Source organism: Isorropodon fossajaponicum endosymbiont JTNG4, assembly GCF_016592615.1.
GTDB lineage: Bacteria > Pseudomonadota > Gammaproteobacteria > PS1 > Pseudothioglobaceae > Ruthia.
Map to the genome: position 1 here is coordinate 420284 of NZ_AP013043.1, position 17277 is coordinate 437560.

The 17277-nt window shown below is 37.7% G+C and carries 18 protein-coding genes and 1 pseudogene; 12 read left to right on the plus strand and 7 right to left on the minus strand.

Annotated elements, in window-relative coordinates; translation table 11 throughout:
• The first annotated feature begins 21 nt into the window (after positions 1 to 21).
• From ilvC to CVFO_RS02455, 5 genes and pseudogenes are all read left to right on the plus strand, one after another.
• Positions 22 to 1026, plus strand: a complete 1005-nt coding sequence (ilvC, locus tag CVFO_RS02435; protein ID WP_201340030.1) for a ketol-acid reductoisomerase — start codon at positions 22 to 24, stop codon at positions 1024 to 1026.
• Between the two features lie 53 nt (positions 1027 to 1079).
• On the plus strand, positions 1080 to 1826 hold the full coding sequence (pssA, locus tag CVFO_RS02440) for a CDP-diacylglycerol--serine O-phosphatidyltransferase (protein WP_201340031.1): 747 nt from the start codon (positions 1080 to 1082) through the stop codon (positions 1824 to 1826).
• 176 nt (positions 1827 to 2002) lie between these two features.
• Entirely contained in the window at positions 2003 to 3535 is a 1533-nt protein-coding gene (locus CVFO_RS02445; RefSeq protein ID WP_201340032.1) for a 2-isopropylmalate synthase, read from the plus strand.
• Positions 3532 to 3951: a uracil-DNA glycosylase family protein gene (locus CVFO_RS02450; RefSeq protein WP_201340033.1), complete on the plus strand. Its 420-nt coding sequence runs from the start codon at positions 3532 to 3534 to the stop codon at positions 3949 to 3951. The genes CVFO_RS02445 and CVFO_RS02450 overlap by 4 nt, the downstream gene beginning before the upstream one ends.
• A 65-nt stretch (positions 3952 to 4016) precedes the next feature.
• A pseudogene (locus CVFO_RS02455) lies at positions 4017 to 4505 on the plus strand (epoxyqueuosine reductase QueH); the annotation flags it as partial.
• A 23-nt stretch (positions 4506 to 4528) separates the two neighbouring features.
• Here the strand turns inward: CVFO_RS02455 and argF are convergent.
• From argF to CVFO_RS02470, 3 genes are all read right to left on the minus strand, one after another.
• Positions 4529 to 5428: an ornithine carbamoyltransferase gene (gene argF / locus CVFO_RS02460; RefSeq protein ID WP_201340034.1), complete on the minus strand. Its 900-nt coding sequence runs from the start codon at positions 5426 to 5428 to the stop codon at positions 4529 to 4531.
• Between the two features lie 13 nt (positions 5429 to 5441).
• Complete coding sequence (locus CVFO_RS02465) at positions 5442 to 6599, minus strand: aspartate aminotransferase family protein (protein WP_201340035.1); 1158 nt, start codon at positions 6597 to 6599, stop codon at positions 5442 to 5444.
• Positions 6600 to 6662: 63 nt separating this feature from the next.
• On the minus strand, positions 6663 to 6866 hold the full coding sequence (locus CVFO_RS02470; protein ID WP_201340036.1) for a hypothetical protein: 204 nt from the start codon (positions 6864 to 6866) through the stop codon (positions 6663 to 6665).
• A 159-nt stretch (positions 6867 to 7025) separates the two neighbouring features.
• Between CVFO_RS02470 and hpf the strand changes: the two genes are divergently transcribed.
• The 3 genes from hpf (at position 7026) to CVFO_RS02485 (ending at position 8997) form a co-directional block, all read left to right on the plus strand.
• Positions 7026 to 7322 carry a ribosome hibernation-promoting factor, HPF/YfiA family gene (gene hpf / locus CVFO_RS02475; protein WP_201340037.1) on the plus strand — a complete coding sequence of 99 codons (297 nt, stop codon included), beginning with the start codon at positions 7026 to 7028 and terminating at the stop codon, positions 7320 to 7322.
• Positions 7323 to 7380: 58 nt separating this feature from the next.
• Complete coding sequence (mgtE, locus tag CVFO_RS02480) at positions 7381 to 8733, plus strand: magnesium transporter (RefSeq protein ID WP_201340038.1); 1353 nt, start codon at positions 7381 to 7383, stop codon at positions 8731 to 8733.
• 93 nt (positions 8734 to 8826) lie between these two features.
• The gene (locus tag CVFO_RS02485) at positions 8827 to 8997 is read left to right on the plus strand and encodes a hypothetical protein (RefSeq protein ID WP_201340039.1); all 171 of its coding nucleotides are present in this window, start codon (positions 8827 to 8829) and stop codon (positions 8995 to 8997) included.
• Positions 8998 to 9197: 200 nt separating this feature from the next.
• On the opposite strand, the gene CVFO_RS02490 is transcribed toward CVFO_RS02485, so the two are convergent.
• Positions 9198 to 10571 (minus strand): phosphomannomutase/phosphoglucomutase, encoded by a 1374-nt coding sequence (locus CVFO_RS02490; protein ID WP_201340040.1) that lies wholly within the window; start codon positions 10569 to 10571, stop codon positions 9198 to 9200.
• A gap of 57 nt (positions 10572 to 10628) precedes the next feature.
• Here CVFO_RS02490 and CVFO_RS02495 point away from each other — a divergent pair, with 57 nt between their 5' ends.
• The 4 genes from CVFO_RS02495 to CVFO_RS02505 all read left to right on the plus strand — a co-directional run bounded on the left by CVFO_RS02495 (position 10629) and on the right by CVFO_RS02505 (position 14134).
• Positions 10629 to 11006, plus strand: a complete 378-nt coding sequence (locus CVFO_RS02495) for a SoxR reducing system RseC family protein (protein ID WP_201340041.1) — start codon at positions 10629 to 10631, stop codon at positions 11004 to 11006.
• 106 nt (positions 11007 to 11112) lie between these two features.
• Positions 11113 to 13764: a pyruvate dehydrogenase (acetyl-transferring), homodimeric type gene (gene aceE / locus CVFO_RS02500; protein ID WP_201340042.1), complete on the plus strand. Its 2652-nt coding sequence runs from the start codon at positions 11113 to 11115 to the stop codon at positions 13762 to 13764.
• A gap of 75 nt (positions 13765 to 13839) precedes the next feature.
• Positions 13840 to 13947 carry a HopJ type III effector protein gene (locus CVFO_RS09095; protein ID WP_281064410.1) on the plus strand — a complete coding sequence of 36 codons (108 nt, stop codon included), beginning with the start codon at positions 13840 to 13842 and terminating at the stop codon, positions 13945 to 13947.
• On the plus strand, positions 13931 to 14134 hold the full coding sequence (locus tag CVFO_RS02505) for a HopJ type III effector protein (protein WP_281064411.1): 204 nt from the start codon (positions 13931 to 13933) through the stop codon (positions 14132 to 14134). Before CVFO_RS09095 ends, CVFO_RS02505 begins: the two co-directional genes overlap by 17 nt.
• A 31-nt stretch (positions 14135 to 14165) precedes the next feature.
• On the opposite strand, the gene CVFO_RS02510 is transcribed toward CVFO_RS02505, so the two are convergent.
• From CVFO_RS02510 to pnp, 3 genes are all read right to left on the minus strand, one after another.
• Entirely contained in the window at positions 14166 to 14372 is a 207-nt protein-coding gene (locus CVFO_RS02510; protein WP_201340043.1) for a SlyX family protein, read from the minus strand.
• Positions 14357 to 14959, minus strand: coding sequence for an EamA family transporter (locus CVFO_RS02515; RefSeq protein WP_201340044.1), 603 nt, complete (start codon positions 14957 to 14959; stop codon positions 14357 to 14359). The genes CVFO_RS02510 and CVFO_RS02515 overlap by 16 nt, the downstream gene beginning before the upstream one ends.
• A 65-nt stretch (positions 14960 to 15024) precedes the next feature.
• Complete coding sequence (gene pnp, locus CVFO_RS02520; RefSeq protein ID WP_201340045.1) at positions 15025 to 17118, minus strand: polyribonucleotide nucleotidyltransferase; 2094 nt, start codon at positions 17116 to 17118, stop codon at positions 15025 to 15027.
• Between the last annotated feature and the right edge of the window lie 159 nt (positions 17119 to 17277).

Genomic DNA, 17277 nt, shown 5'->3' on the forward strand with positions numbered 1-17277 from the left:
TTAAAAAAATAGAGGAAAAAAATGAACAGATATTACGATAAAGATGCAGATTTAAACATTATTAAAAGTATGAAAGTTGCTATTGTTGGCTATGGCTCACAAGGTCATGCACATGCAAACAACTTAAAAGATTCTGGCGTTGAAGTGGTTGTTGCGCTTCGGGCTGGTTCTGCATCTGCTGAAAAAGCATCTGCCGCTGGATTAACTGTTAAATCAATTGAAGAAGCGACCGCTTGGGCAGATTTGGTTATGGTTTTGGCACCTGATGAATTTCAAGCTCAAATTTATACAGATAGTATTGAGCCAAATCTTAAACAAGGTGCAACCTTAGCATTTGCCCATGGTTTTAACATTCATTACAACAGAATTACACCACGTACTGATTTAGACGTTATTATGATTGCCCCAAAAGCACCAGGGCACACAGTGCGCTCAGAATTTGTTAAAGGTGGTGGTATTCCAGACCTTATTGCGATATCCCAAGATGCTTCAGGCAATGCTAAAGCCATTGCACTGTCTTATGCCTCAGCCATTGGCGGTGGTCGTACTGGTATTTTAGAAACTTCATTTAAAGATGAAACTGAAACGGACTTATTTGGTGAGCAAGTGGTGTTATGTGGTGGCACAACTGCTTTGGTTCAAGCAGGTTTTGAAACCTTGGTAGAAGCTGGCTATGAGCCAGAAATGGCATACTTTGAGTGTCTTCATGAATTAAAGTTAATTGTTGATTTAATGTATGAAGGTGGTATTGCTAATATGCGTTATTCAATTTCAAATACGGCTGAATATGGTGATGTGACTCGTGGTCCTCGTATTGTGACTGCTGCTACTAAAGTGGAAATGAAAAAGATTTTGAGTGAAATTCAAGACGGTACTTTTGCTAAAGAATTTATGGCTAATGTGGGCGAGCTTCCAGCACGTCGCGATGTCCAGCGTAAGCATCAAATTGAACAAGTAGGCGAGTCACTCCGTTCTATGATGCCTTGGATTAACAAAAATAAGATTGTTGATCAATCCAAAAACTAGTTATTCTTTAATCAATGCCTAATTTGATTGGGTATTTTAGCGAATAACATATAATGGAAAGAAAAGCAAAAAGGGGTATTTACTTACTGCCCAATATTCTCACAACATTTGGGCTATTCTCTGGTTTTTTTGCTATTATTCTTGCTACTAAAGGTCAGTATACTGATGCTGCTATTGCAATATTTGTTGCCATGTTATGGGATGGGCTTGATGGTCGCGTAGCTCGCTTAACCAACACTCAAAGTGAATTTGGCGCACAGTACGATTCTATGGCAGATATGATTTCATTTGGCGTGGCACCCGCGCTATTGATGTATTTTTGGCTGTTGTCTGATTTAGGAAAAATTGGCTGGCTGGCTGCTTTTGTCTATGTGGTAGCAGGTGCACTTCGTTTGGCGCGCTTTAATACTCAAATTGGTATTGAGGATAAGCGTTATTTTCAAGGATTGCCTTCCCCTGCTGCTGCTGCATTAATTGCAGGTTTGGTTTGGACCTTTGATGTGATTGGTGCAACTGATTATGATCAATATTTAATTTTAGCCAGTTGGATTATTCTGGTTGGCTCTGGTGTGTTAATGGTTAGCAACGTTCGTTATAACAGTTTTAAGGAGATTAATCTAAAAGGCAGATCCTCATTTAAATTATTGTTATTTACCACTTTAATTATTATTGTCGTCACTTTAGAGCCTAGTGCTATTTTATTTATTTTCTTTTTTGTTTACGCATTGTCAGGCCTATTAACAACAATGATTGAAGTAAGAAAAAGGCGTCATTTAAAAAAACGCACTAAAAAGGGTTGAATTTCTTCTATAATTCTTCTTAGTATGACTAATCAATTTAAATTTTATTCTCCTATAGAAAGCATTTCTTTGTTTTCATTACGATTATTGCCCTAGGGCAATAATTATTCTGTGCACGATTGAAAAATCTTGCTTCTCACAATTTGTAAACTTAAACAAACCAATAGGAGACTTAAATGTCTAATAAACTAATTATTTTTGATACGACCCTTCGTGATGGTGAACAATCACCTGGCGCGTCCATGACTAAGGATGAAAAAGTACGCATTGCCAAAGTGCTGGAAAAAATGAAAGTAGATATCATTGAGGCGGGCTTTGCCATTGCATCAGTGGGAGACTTTGAAGCCGTACAAGCTGTGGCTAATGCGGTGCAAGATTCGGTTATTTGCTCATTGTCCAGAGCGCTTGATAAGGATATTGATCGTGCAGGAGAGGCGTTAAAAGGTGCTAATGCATCGCGTATTCATACTTTTATTGCTACATCCGATATTCACATGAAGATGAAATTGCAAATGACCCATGATCAGGTGGTGGAGCAAGCAGTTCGCGCTGTTAAGCGAGCCAAGCGATACACGGATGATGTTGAGTTTTCGCCAGAAGATGCAGGTCGATCAGATGAGGATTTTTTGTGTCGTATTATCGAGGCGACGATTAACGCAGGTGCAACAACTATTAATATTCCTGATACGGTGGGTTACAATATTCCACATCAATTTGGCGTAACCATTAAATCTTTGATTGAGCGCGTGCCAAATTCTGACAAGGCTGTTTTCTCAGCGCATTGTCATAATGATTTGGGTTTGGCAGTGGCCAATTCGTTGTCTGCCGTACTAAATGGTGCAAGGCAAGTTGAATGTACTATTAACGGTTTGGGCGAGCGCGCAGGTAATACATCACTAGAAGAGCTGGTCATGGCAGTGCGAACTCGCCAAGATATTTTTGATTGTGATACCAATATTAACGCCACGCATATTTTGTCAGCCTCACGCTTGGTCTCAAGTGTGACAGGTTTTATTGTACAACCCAATAAAGCAATTGTTGGCGCAAATGCTTTTGCCCATGAGGCGGGTATTCATCAAGATGGCGTGCTTAAACACCGCGAGACTTACGAAATCATGCGTGCTGAGGATGTTGGCTGGAATACCAATCAATTGGTGTTGGGTAAACATTCAGGTCGCAATGCATTTAAAGTCAGATTGGCTGAATTGGGTGTTGAATTTAATAATGAAGAAAGTCTTAATGATGCTTTTAGGCGCTTTAAAGAATTGGCAGATAAAAAGCATGAGATTTTCGATGAAGATTTGCAAGCACTAGTATCTGAAACGCAAACAGAGACTCATGAGGTTATCAAACTAGTGTCTTTGAAAGTATGCACGGAAACGGGTGAAGAAAATACAGCAACTGTTGTGCTGTCAATTAATGATAAAGAACAAACAGCAACGGCCAATACTTCAGGCGCGGTAGATGCTACTTTTAGTGCAATTGATTCATTGGCAGATATTAAAATAAACCTGCAATTGTATTCTCTTTCAAACGTTACCCAAGGCACAGATGCACTTGGTGAGGTGAACGTGCGCTTAGAATATAATGGTCGTATCGTTAATGGGCAAGGGGTTGATACTGACATCATTACTGCCAGCGCAAAAGCCTATGTTCATGGTTTAAATAAAGTACTGGCTGCCACTAATAAGGCACACCCTCAAATATGAATGCGTCACTAAGGTCTCATTATTTAGAGGTGCTTGGCATACCTGAGTTTTTGCATATTCAAGCAAAAATTCAGGGTTTAAACACGCCAAAAATTGATACACAGTGCTTAGCAATTGAAACCAAAAACACTCATTCATTTTGTCAAATAGGCAAGACTCAAGACTTTTTATTCAAAATGCTAGGCGCTATTGGACTTGAAAAATCTGATATTAAATATGTTAGTATCAATACTGATGATTTAAATCAAACACTTCAGCAATATAATGCAAAAACAGTATTATTGATGAGTGCAGGCTTAAAGCCATCTTCATATAAACATTTTGCTACCCATCACCCGGGCGAGGTTCTGACAAATGAGCAATTCAAGCGTGAAACTTGGGAAGTGCTAAAAAGGCTTAAGCAGTGTTTCAAGTAGATTACAACCTATTAGGCTACAAACGTCCTAAATTAACCACTCCAAATGGAGAAACCAAACTACTCATGCATTCTTGCTGTACGGCCTTGTGCTGGGGAAATCATGGAAGCTTTAGCAGCATCAAATATCAACACCACTATTTTCTTTTACAACCCAAATATTCATCCAACAGAAGAGTATGAATTACGCAAAGAAGAAAATATTCGCTTTGCACAAAAGCTCAACATGCCATTTATTGATGCAGATTATGACCGTGATAATTGGTTTGATCGCACCAAAGGTCAAGAAAACGAACCAGAACGTGGCAAACGTTGCACTACCTATTTGATATGCGTTTTGAAGTAACTGCCCAATATGCCCAAGATCATGGCTTTAATTTAGTTTCCTTAACCCTTGGTATCTCCCGCTGGAAAGATATGAATCAAACTAACAACTGCGGTATGCGTGCAACACAATCATTTAAGGGTATTTCTTATTGGGATTTTAATTGGCGTAAGCAGGGCGGGTCAAGTAGAATGTTAGAATTGTCTAAACGTGAAGCATTTTATCAACAAGCGATGGAAAGTCTTAAAAGCGATTAATTTAATAAATATAACAGCAATGCTTTTTGCACGTGTAAACGGTTTTCAGCTTCAAACCAAACCAAACTTTGACTGCCATCAATCACATTGGTAGACACCTCTTCGCCACGGTGTGCGGGTAAGCAATGCATAAATACAGCACTAGGTTTGGCTTTTGACATTAAGGCTGTATTGACAGAAAAGTCTTTAAAAGCAATTTCACGCTTTGTTTGTTCAGCCTCTTGCCCCATACTTGCCCAGACATCAGTTACCACCAAATCAACCTCTTGGCAGGCTTTTTGTGCATCGGTGAATAAATGAATATGGTTGGCATATTTTTTAATAAAACTTTGATCTGGTTGGTAATTTTGAGGTGTGGCAATATTAAGTTTAAAGTTAAAGCTTTTTGCTGCTTGCATATAAGTGTGGCACATGTTGTTGCCATCGCCAATCCAAGCCACGGTTTTATTGGCAATTGAGTCATTGTGTTCTTGGTAAGTCATCATGTCGGACAGTAGTTGGCAAGGATGGGATTCATCAGACAAGGCGTTAATAATAGGTACAGAGGAGTTTTCAGCAAAAGTGTGAATATCTTTATGAGAAGAGATGCGCATCATGATGGCATCAACCATTGAACTAATCACAATTGCACTATCAATAATTGGTTCGCCACGACCCAATTGAATGTCTTTATCGGATAAAAATAGAGCACGGCCACCTAATTGGGTCATGCCTGCTTCAAAGGAAACGCGTGTGCGTGTGGAGGACTTGTCAAAAATCATAGCCAATGTTTTGTGCTCTAATGTTTTGTTGATCTTGCCAGATTTATATTGCTTTTTGAGTGCAATTGCTTGTTTAATGATTTGAGCTAAATCATGATTTGATAAGTCATCCAGATTAATAAAGTGTTTTATCATGGGTGTCTCCTACTTATAAAGCATTGACCAAATCGCTAACTTTGTTAATAAGAATATCAGCGTCAGATTTGTCAATAATCAAGGGTGGTAGTAAGCGTATTGATTGCCCAGTGATGTTAATTAAGAGCTGATTGTCTAGTGCTTTTTTTAAAAGCGCAGAACAGTCTTGGTTTAGTTCAATGGCGATCATTAGACCTTTTGAGCGAATTTCGAGTACCTTGTCTGAGTCTTTAAGTTTATTTTTAAAGCCTGATGTGATATATTCACCCATCATGACAACATTATCTAAAATATTGTCTTTTTCAATAACATCCAATACGGTTAGTGCTGTTTTGCAAACCAATGGGTTGCCACCAAAAGTGGAACCATGTGTGCCAGGTGTGAGTAATTTTGAGGCTTTGCCCTTTGCAAGACAAGCGCCGATTGGCACACCATTGCCAAGCCCTTTTGCTAGAGTGAGCAAATCTGGCGTTATGTTATTATAAAAATGTGCAAATAGCTTGCCGGTACGGCCTATGCCTGTTTGTACTTCGTCAAGAATTAACAACCAATTGTTATTATTACAAATTTCTTGAACTTGATTTAAGTAATAACTATCTGGAATAATAATGCCACTCTCACCTTGGATAGGTTCAAGCATAACTGCAACAATGTTATTGTTATTTACATGGGCTTTAATGGCATTAATGTCATTAAAGTCAATGTAAATAAACTCGCTAACTAATGGCGCAAAACCTGCTTGTACTTTAGGGTTTCCAGTGGCTGAGAGTGTTGCCATGGTGCGCCCATGAAAGCTTTGATTAAATGTAAGTATGGTTGGGTTGTTAATGTGTTGAGAGTGGCCATGCAAACGTGCAATTTTAATAGCCGCTTCATTGGCTTCAGCGCCAGAATTAGCAAAAAAAGCGGTGTCCATATTAGACAATTGACATAATTTTTCAGCCAAGTCTTCTTGGTGTTGGATATGGTACCAGTTGCTGGTATGTAGTAAATTTGCAGCCTGTGTTTGAATGGCTTTTGTAATATCTTGATGGCAATGCCCAAGGCCAACAACGCCAACACCACAAAGTGCATCTAAGTATTGTCTGCCTTTGTCATCTGTCAGGTAGCAGCCCCTACCTTTAACAAAGGTAACTTCAAGTGGCGTATAGTTTGACATTAAATAGGACATTGTGTTTATCTCAAAAAAGAAAAAAGCCCCGTTTCGGGGCTTTTATTGCCAATCAGAAAGTTATTATGACTGGTAGGTTAATGGCGGTGCCATTTCATCGTTAATTTCATCTAATTCTTTTTTATAGCCTTCATAAAAAGAACCTGCTGGTGGATTAATCCACTCTTCATAAGAAAAGCCATTGGCTTGTGTATGAGCTTTGAACGTATTTTGTAATGCAATTCTTTTTGCACTTAATTCATTAGAATGTTGATTTGTTGCGTTCATTTAATCTCCTAAATATTTAAGTAAGTAAAACCGCCATTATATACATAAAATAGGATTTAAGGGTATTTTATTTGCTTTAAACACGTACAAATACCTTACAATTTGGTTGGAGTTATGCTTTAATATAAGTGATTTTTCAATAACATTTAAGGAGTGTGTATGCAGTTAAATATTTCTGGTCATCATCTTGATATTACCGAAGCAATTAAACAACATTCACTTGTAAAATTATCCAAAATAAAGCATCATTTTGATCAAGTAATTAATATTAATATGATTTTAGAAGTTGAAAAAGATGTACAAAAAGCCGAGGCAACAATCCATGTTAGTGGTGCAGATTTATTTGCAAAAGCAGAAAGTAGCGATATGTACAACTCTATTGATCAAATGGTTAATAAGTTAGATGCTCAAATTAGGAAACATAAAGAAAAATTAAACGACCATAGAAAAAACTAATAATAATTTAAGCAATATTGAAATATTCATATCGCTTATATAGATAAGAATAACGTCCATGTCAGAAGTTGAAAACACTTCTTTTAAAGATTGCCTTCGAAGATTAATGACATCTTTGGAGGGCTTGAAGTATGAAGAAGCCACCTCCCAGCTTGCCGCTTTGCATTCGGCTGAAATTGCTCGTCTATTAGAAAGTGTACCACCTAAAGGCAGAACCCAGCTTTGGCTGAATATTGATTCTGAAACCCAGGGTGATATTCTTAAAGATTTAAATGAAAATGTCCAATCTCAATTGTTAAATGAAATGGATGTTGATGGTATTGTAAAAGCCACAGAAGGCTTAGACATGGATGATTTGGCTGATATTGTGCCTGTATTGCCTGAATCGGCATTGCACAATTTGTTATTAACACTAGACTATAAGCACAAAGATCATCTAAAACGAGTTCTGTCTTATCCTGAGGATTCTGCTGGCGGTTTGATGAATATTGATATCATCACTGTGCGTAGTGATGTGACAGTGCGCACAGTTATTCGCTACTTGCGCTTGTTAAAAGAAATGCCAATTGATACTGATCAGGTGTTTGTGGTTGATAGAGCTTATCAATATTTGGGCTCTATTTACATTTCTACTTTGTTAACCAATGAAGCTGAGCAAAATATTGACCCGCTTATTAACAAGGATTTAAAGCCCATTTTAGCCACCACTGCTGATAATGAGGTCGCTAGCCTTTTTGAAAAACGCAATTTAATATCTGCCCCTGTTGTTGATGAAAATAATCAACTAATTGGTCGCATTACTATTGATGATGTAGTTGATGTTATTCGTGATGAAGCCGAACATTCAGTGATGTCAATGGCAGGCTTGAATGAAGAGGAAGATGTATTTGCGCCTGTTATGCAAAGTACTAAGCGTCGTAGTATTTGGCTTGGTGTTAATTTGATTACGGTCTTTATCGCTGTCTTTTTTATTGGCCTTTTTGAAGCCACTTTGCAAGCAAAAATTGCACTGGCAATTTTGATGCCAGTTGTGGCTTCAATGGGCGGTATTGCTGGTATGCAAACGCTTATCTTGGTAACGCGTGGCATTGCAACGGGCAGAGTAACCACATCTAATCTTAAAGTATTAATGAACAAAGAAGTGGCAATTGGCTTTTTAAATGGCATTGTCTGGTCTTTGGTTATCAGTGTGGCAACTTATGTTTGGTTTGCAGATTTGATGCTAAGTTTAGTGATTGCATTGGCAGTTATTGTTAACCTAATTTTTGCTGCTTTTTCAGGCGCATTTTTACCCTTACTATTAATTAAATTTAAAATTGACCCTGCACTTGCTGGTGGCGTTATTTTGACAACAATTACTGATGTGATTGGCTTTTTGGCTTTTTTAGGTTTGGCATCGTTAGTTATTTAGATATGGGTTTATTTTTTTAAAGTTGTTTCCATTTTAGCCTTATTGTTTTCCTTTTATGCTTTTATAAAAACACGTAAATTAGACATTAAAGAATTGACTGATTCTATCAGTGATTCTGAATATCGAATCATTTACGATGAGTTTATTTTAGCTTGTGCAGAGCTGCAACAAGTCATGATTCAAATGAAAGAAAAGTGTTTAAAGTCTTACAAGGGGCTTGAAGCAGCGGCTGTAAAAAATAAATCTCAGGTATTTAAATTATAAGAGAATATTATGCTTTATGAAAGATATGCACAATATCAATCTTTGATGGAAATAATTAGCAAGAGTACATTGGTTAACTTGTATCAGAAAAAAGAAACTCCGTATTTAACGGTGAGCGAGATTGTGTATTTTAGAGCTGAAATAAATATGATTAATAAATATCTTTGCAGAACAACCTCTAGTTTTTATTAACAATTATTTTAAAAGTCTTGGATGGAAATATTGTTGTCTCTTAACCAAAGTTTAAATTTTTCTTGAATTTCATTTAGGGTTTTTTCATCGTCTGCTTCAAAACGTAATACCAAGCATGGTGTCGTGTTAGAAGGGCGGACCAAGCCCCAGCCGTTATCGTAATCTACGCGCACACCATCAATGGTGATGATTTTTGCATTAGGAAAGTCAATGTTTTTAGCTAATTTATCCATAGCGTCAAATTGCTGGCCTTGTTTTTCAAAGTGAATGTTAATTTCAGGTGTGTTAATGCTGTTTGGCAAGTCATCGAATATTTGCGCACAAGTTTTATCAGTTTTTGATAAGATTTCTAGTAGACGCGAGCCTGTATATAAAGCATCATCAAATCCATACCAACGCTCTTTAAAAAAGATATGTCCACTCATCTCGCCGCCAAGTGCCGCACCAGTTTCTTTTAATTTGGATTTAATGAAACTATGCCCTGTGCGTGATATAATTGCCTCGCCACCATGCTGAGCAATGTCTTTGGGCAATAGTGATGAGCATTTAACATCAAAGATAATTTTAGCACCTTGATTACGTTTGAGAATGTCTCTTGAATACAATATCATTTGTCTATCAGCCCAAATTACGTTACCTTTGTTGTCAATCAAACCTAATCGATCACCATCACCATCAAAGGCAAAACCCATATCTGCACCTGTGTTTTTAACTTCTTTGATAAGACCTTCAAGGTTATGAAGTTTGGAAGGGTCGGGGTGATGGTTGGGGAAGTTACCATCAATCAAGCAAAATAATTTTGTGACTTTAACGCCCAGTTGTTCAAATAGTTTTGGTGCAATATTGCCTGCAATACCATTGCCCGCATCAACAACAATATGAAGTGGCTTGTCTAATTTAACATCACGAGTGATGCGCTCAATATAATCTTGTTCAATGTCCACCTTGGTTGAAGTACCATGACCTGAAGAAAAATCACTCATTTGAATACGCCGGTAAAGTGCTTGAATGCGCTCACCTGAGAGCGTCTCGCCCGCAATCATGATTTTAAAGCCATTATATTCTGGTGGATTGTGCGAGCCTGTAATCATCACACCTGAGGTACTGGCTTTAGTATGTGTTGCAAAATATACCAAAGGGGTTGGTACCATGCCAATATCCACAACATGACAACCGCTTTCTTGAAGACCTGCTTTTAAAGCTTGCATCAAATCCACACCACTTAGACGACCATCACGACCAACAACAACACCACGCTCATCTTTGGCAATGGATTCACTACCAATTGCCAAACCGATGAGTTTGACATTTTCAGGGGATAAATCCTGCTTAACAATGCCACGAATGTCGTAAGCTTTAAAGATTGACTGAGGAATGCTCATAATTTGATAAAATAACGTAAAATAAAAAGACTTATTTTAAACACAAAGGTTAATTAAGTGAAAGAACAGTTTGAAGTTATTGAAATTGACAATGAAATGATGACACTTAAAGTTAATCAAACAGGTGGTTGCCATAGTTGTGAAGCGAGTAGTGGCTGTGGTACAGGTATATTGGCTAATTATTTTAATCATTATTCTGTTTTTAACAAGCCATATCAAAATGGCGTATCGGTGGGTGATTTTGTAACATTAGAAATTTCCTCAAGTGAATTATTTTTGCGTGCATTTATGCTTTATATTGCCCCGATATTAGCCTTATTTTTAGGCGGTGTTATTGGTGTGGCGCTTTTTCCTCAACAAGAGTTTTGGCATATTTTGTTCTCAGGTATTGGCTTTATTACAGCGTTATTGGGTTGTCGATGGTTTTTCAAGTAGAGATTTTTATATAATTTAAATGGTTATTTTCTTTTCTATAAAAAATGCTTATGTTTCGTTAATTTATGGATAATTAACCCATTTATTTAATATAAATTCTTAAATTATGCCAGGTCAAGACATCGATCCTTTAGAAACCCAAGAATGGTTAGAAGCTTTTAAATCTGTTGCTCGTGTTGAAGGTGATGATCGTGCCAAGTTCTTATTAAATCAACTAATGGATATGGCACATCATGAGGGTATGGATTTGCCAACGGGTGTTAATACCTCTTATCTCAACAGTATTGCTAAGGAAAAAGAGGTCACAACGGACATTAATGCGGATATTGAAGAAAGAATTTCGGCCATTATTCGTTGGAATGCAATGGTAATGGTGGTGAAAGCTAATCAATTGCCATATGATTTAGGTGGGCATATCGCTTCATTTGCATCAAGTGCAACTTTGTACGAAGTTGGTTTTAACCATTTTTATCGTGGTCCTGATGCTGACCAAGGTGCAGATTTAATCTTCTTCCAGGGGCATATTTCGCCAGGTATTTATTCTCGTGCTTTTTTAGAAGGTCGCTTGACTGAAGCACAAATGTTGAAGTTCCGTCAAGAGGTTGGAAAGGAAGGATTATCTTCTTATCCACACCCATGGTTAATGCCAGATTTTTGGCAGTTTCCAACAGTGTCAATGGGCCTAGGGCCAATTATGGCAATTTATCAAGCACGGTTTATGAAATATCTTCATCACCGTGAAATTAAACAAACTGACAAGCGCACTGTTTGGGCATATTTAGGCGATGGCGAAACTGATGAACCAGAATCGTTGGGTGCTATTTCAATGGCAGGACGTGAAAAGTTAGACAATCTTATTTTTGTTATTAATTGTAATCTTCAGCGTCTTGATGGACCTGTTCGTGGTAATGGCAAAATCATTCAAGAGTTGGAAGGCATGTTTCGTGGTGCAGGTTGGAATGTGATTAAGGTTATTTGGGGTGGTAAGTGGGATGCATTATTTACTAAGGATACTCAAGGGCTCTTAAAAAAACGCATGGAAGAAGTCGTGGATGGTGAATATCAGGCTTATAAAGCCAAAGATGGTGCCTATGTACGTAAGCATTTTTTTAGCAAGTATCCTGAATTATTAGCTATGGTTGAGCACATGAGTGATGATGAAATTTATCATCTTAATCGTGGTGGTCATGATCCTTATAAGGTATTCCAAGCTTATTATGCAGCCAAAGCATGTCATGATAAACCAACAGTTATTTTGGCTAAAACTGTTAAAGGTTATGGTATGGGTGAGGCAGGAGAGGGTCAAAATACCACGCACTCTCAGAAGAAACTAGGACTCAAACAAGTTGAAATTTTTGCCAAACGTTTTGATGTGCCAGTTACTGAAAAAGATGTTAAAGCCTTGAATTTTTACAAGCCAGCACTTGATAGTGAAGAAATGGTTTATATGCGAGCTAGACGTGAAAAACTGGGTGGTTCATTGCCAGTACGTGCATTTAACTTAGAACAAATAAAAATACCTGAGTTGAGTGTGTTTGAAGCACTACTAAAATCCAGTGGTGATCGTGAAATGTCAACCACAATGGTACTTAATCGAGTGATGACGTTACTGGTTCGAGATAAGCAATTAGGCCCTAAAATTGTACCCATTATCCCTGATGAAGCACGCACTTTTGGCATGGAAGGCCTGTTTAGACAATTGGGTATTTACTCCGCTTCTGGGCAACTTTATCAGCCTGAAGATTCAGACAAGGTCATGTGGTACAAGGAAGATAAAAAAGGCCAAGTGTTGCAAGAGGGTATCAATGAAGCTGGTGCAATTTCTGATTGGATTGCAGCTGCCACAGCTTATGCAACGCATAATACCACCATGATTCCGTTTTATATCTATTACTCAAAATTCGGCTTTCAGCGTGTAGGAGATTTGGTTTGGGCGGCAGGAGATATGCAAGCTAAAGGCTTTTTAATCGGCGGTACAGCAGGGCGTACCACACTTAACGGTGAAGGTTTGCAGCATCAAGATGGTGATTCTCAATTGGTGGCAAATACAATTCCAAATTGTGTTTCTTATGACCCAACTTATAGCTACGAATTGACAGTTATTATTCGTTCTGGGCTTTATAGAATGTATGAAAAGCATGAGAATATTTTCTATTATATCACCACAATGAACGAGTTATACACCCATCCAGAAATGCCAAAGAATTCTGAAGAAGGTATTATTAAAGGCATGTATAAACTAAGTGTTATTGGCAAGAGTGCGACACAAGTGCAGTTAATGGGCTCTGGAACTATTTTAAGAGAAGTAGAAAAAGCCGCACAAATGTTAGCTGATGATTGGAATGTGAAATCCAGTATTTGGTCGGTGACAAGTTTTAACGAATTAACACGTGAAGCACAAGCTATTGATAGAGTAAATCGCTTTAACACAACTGGCATTGCACAAGTATCCTATATTACAAAATGTTTAGAAAATACCAAAGGTCCAGTCATTGTAGCAACTGATTACATGCGCAATTTTGCCGAGCAGATACGTAAATATGTGCCTAATCGATATGAAGTATTAGGTACAGATGGTTTTGGACGTTCTGATTCAAGAGCCGCACTTAGAGAATTCTTTGAAGTTGATGCTAGATATGTAACGATAGCAGCATTAAAAGCACTTGCAGATGAAGGTGAGATTGACATCTCAATTGTCACAAAAGCGATTGAAAAATATAAGCTCAATACCAACAAACCCAACCCCATGACGGTATAAGTTTTAAATTAGGACAGGAGAAAAGCATGACTCAAGAGGGAGGCGTACTTAAGAGAATTAAAATCAGGTGCAATCATGAAATTTGAAGACCTAATAATGCTAATTAATAATGATTATGATTACACACCAACTGCATTTACCAATGGTGAATTAGAAAATACAATAGATGAAAATCAAAGGTAGTGCTAAGTTGTTCTGCTTTGTTGCCATTCATCAATTAACACCACTAGAAACGCTACATTGTTTTGGTCAACACTATCAAGAAGTGCTTAGTACTCCGAATGCTCATTCACATAGCAATATTCGAAACTTTATTACTTATGGCTGGAATGGATTGACTTTTGATTCTCCTGTGCTGAATCGCAAATAGACAATAGTCATTGTTTAATAGTTGGTAAGTGTTAATAATGCGGCGGCTGGTTATTGGTTGTTATATGATGACTCTCTTGAGTGTCATTGGATTGTCTAATTTTCATAGATAAATGTTTAAGCATTTCTTCCAATTCATCAATTTTTTGAGTTTGGCGAAATACCACATTGTTTAACGCCTCAATGGTATGTTCAAAGTGGGCTAGTTTCTCTTCTAATTCTATTATTTTTTTATCCACAGTACTTTTCCACCATATTCATAAACACCAAGGCCAATCAATACAAGAATGATACCGCTTAATTGCACATTAGTTAAGGTTTCATGATTAAGTGTTGAGCCAAGTAATAATGCAAATATAGACGTGATAAGTGGCACAATAACTACCATTTGAATACAGGCATGTCTGATAAGGTAATAATAGGACATAAAACCGATAACCGAGCCGAACAGTGCTAAATAAATAATAGAAAAGCCAGCTCTGGATGTTATTTCTGGGATATCGTCCCCAGTTAAGAGCCAACTGAGTATGAATAAAGGTGTGCTTATTATGAGTGCACCAGATGAAATACTTTGCGACGCATAATAAACCAAGCTCATGGTAATAAATATGCCAGCACCAGTGTGTAGATAATGGCGAATTGCTAAGCGAGTTAGGGTGAGTTTTTGTTTTTTGATGCGTAGTAATAACAAACAAATTATTAATCCAATCAGCATTCTTGAGGCGACGCTAAAATTAAAGCTTGATCCTAATGCTGACCAAACAATCGCAAGTGGTGTGGTTGACCAGATGGCAACTACTGATAAAAAGACTAAAATTATTTGCATGATAATAAGCTGACCATAAAAAAACCACCCATTGGGTGGTTTTATACAACCAATGGGTTTTTAAGTTACTTTTCTAATAACGCTTTACGAGATAATTTAATACGACCTCTGTCTAAACCTAAGACTTTAACGTCAATTTCATCACCTTCTTTAAGGTGATTTTCTACTTTCTCAACACGCTCATGGGTAATTTCAGAGATATGTAGCAAGCCATCTTGATTAGGCATAATGTTAATAAAAGCACCAAACTCAACAATTTTAACAACTTTTCCTGTGTAAACTTTGCCTACCTCAGGTGTAGCAGTCACATCTTTCACCATTTGCATGGCTGTGTCAAAAGCTTTTTGGTCATGGGCAAAAATGTTAACATTGCCAATGTCATCCACATCAACACTAGCACCAGAAGTTGAAATAATGCCTTTAATGGTTTCCCCGCCTTTGCCGATTAAATCACGAATCTTATCAGTTTGAATTTTAATAACGGCAGTTTTAGGTGCATTTTTGCTTGGCGTATTAGGCTCGCAAATAACTTGATTCATTTGTCCTAAAATATTCAACCTTGCTTCTTTGGCTTGCTTTAAAGCAAGCTCCATAATTTCACGAGTGATGCCTTGGATTTTAATGTCCATTTGTAATGCATTGACACCACGTGATGTGCCTGCTACTTTAAAGTCCATATCACCTAAGTGATCCTCGTCGCCTAAAATGTCAGTCAATACGGTAAATCTACCACCTTCTTTGACCAAACCCATAGCAATACCAGCAACTGGTGCTTTGATTGGCACACCTGCATCCATTAATGATAATGACGAACCACAAACACTGGCCATAGAGCTAGAACCATTAGATTCAGTAATTTCTGATACCACACGAACTGTGTATGGGAACTCCTCAATTGAGGGTAAACAAGCAGCAATACCACGGCGTGCTAAACGACCATGGCCAATTTCACGACGTTTGGTGGTGCCTACACGACCAGTTTCACCCACGCAGTATGGTGGAAAGTTGTAATGCAGTAAGAAGTAATCATTTTGACGTTCAGAAGATTCTAATTTTTCAATTAACTGAGCTTCACGTTTAGAGCCTAGTGTAGTTACTACCAAAGCTTGTGTTTCACCACGAGTAAATAAAGCAGAACCATGTGTATTTTCTAAAATGCCTGTTTCGATTTTTAATTCGCGAACGGTTTCGTTATCACGACCATCGATACGTGGGTCGTTATTTAAGATGCGCTCACGTACAGTTGATTTCTCAACCTTCTTAAAGTATTGACCAACTTCTTCAATAGAATTTCCATTTTCATTTTCATTTGCTAGTGCTTCAATTGCAGCTGCTTTGATTTCACCAACTTTGACATAACGGTCAAGTCTTTTTTTAATTTGGTAGGCTTCGTTAATCTGCTCACCAAATTGTGATTTGATGTCGCTCAATAAGACTTCGTTAGTAACAGGCGCTTCCCAGTCCCATTTTTGCACACCAACTTGTGCGACGAATTCAGCAATATTGGTAATAGCAACTTGGTATTGTTCATGTGCATACATAACTGCACCTAGCATAATCTCTTCAGAAAGCTCGTTGGCTTCTGATTCAACCATTAGTACCGCCTCATCAGTGCCTGCAACCACCATGTCCAAATCTGAATCAGCCAGTTCAGTATAAGTTGGGTTAAGGATGTATTCACCATTAGAATAGCCAACACGAGCACCACCAATTGGTCCGCTAAACGGTACACCTGAAATGCTTAATGCAGCAGATACACCTAACATTGAGATAATATCTGGATCAACCTCGGAGTTTGCAGAAATAACTGTAATAAGTACCTGCACTTCGTTCATAAAGCCATTTGGAAACAAGGGACGAATAGGGCGGTCAATCAGTCTAGAAGTTAGCGTTTCTTTCTCACTAGGTCTTGATTCACGCTTTAGGAAGCCGCCAGGAATTTTTCCAGTTGCGTAAGTCTTTTCAACATAATCAACAGACAGTGGAAAAAAATCTTGCCCAGGACGCATTTCTTTAGAACCAACAACGGTTACCAATACTTGAGTATCATCCATACTTGCCAATACTGCACCATGTGCTTGTCTAGCAATACGACCCGTTTCTAATATGATTGTGTGCTTGCCCATAGTAAAGCTTTTTGTTTCGATATTCATATCCATGAAAACCTCCAAAGAAAAGTTAAAAAAGAAGTTTATGATTTGAACCTAATAAGCTTTATTTGAAATATATTCTAAGTACTGAAATAAGCAATTTTTCCTTTTGCCTACTAGTGAACATATTTTAGATAAAACTAAAACTCAGATTAAACCATAAAACGA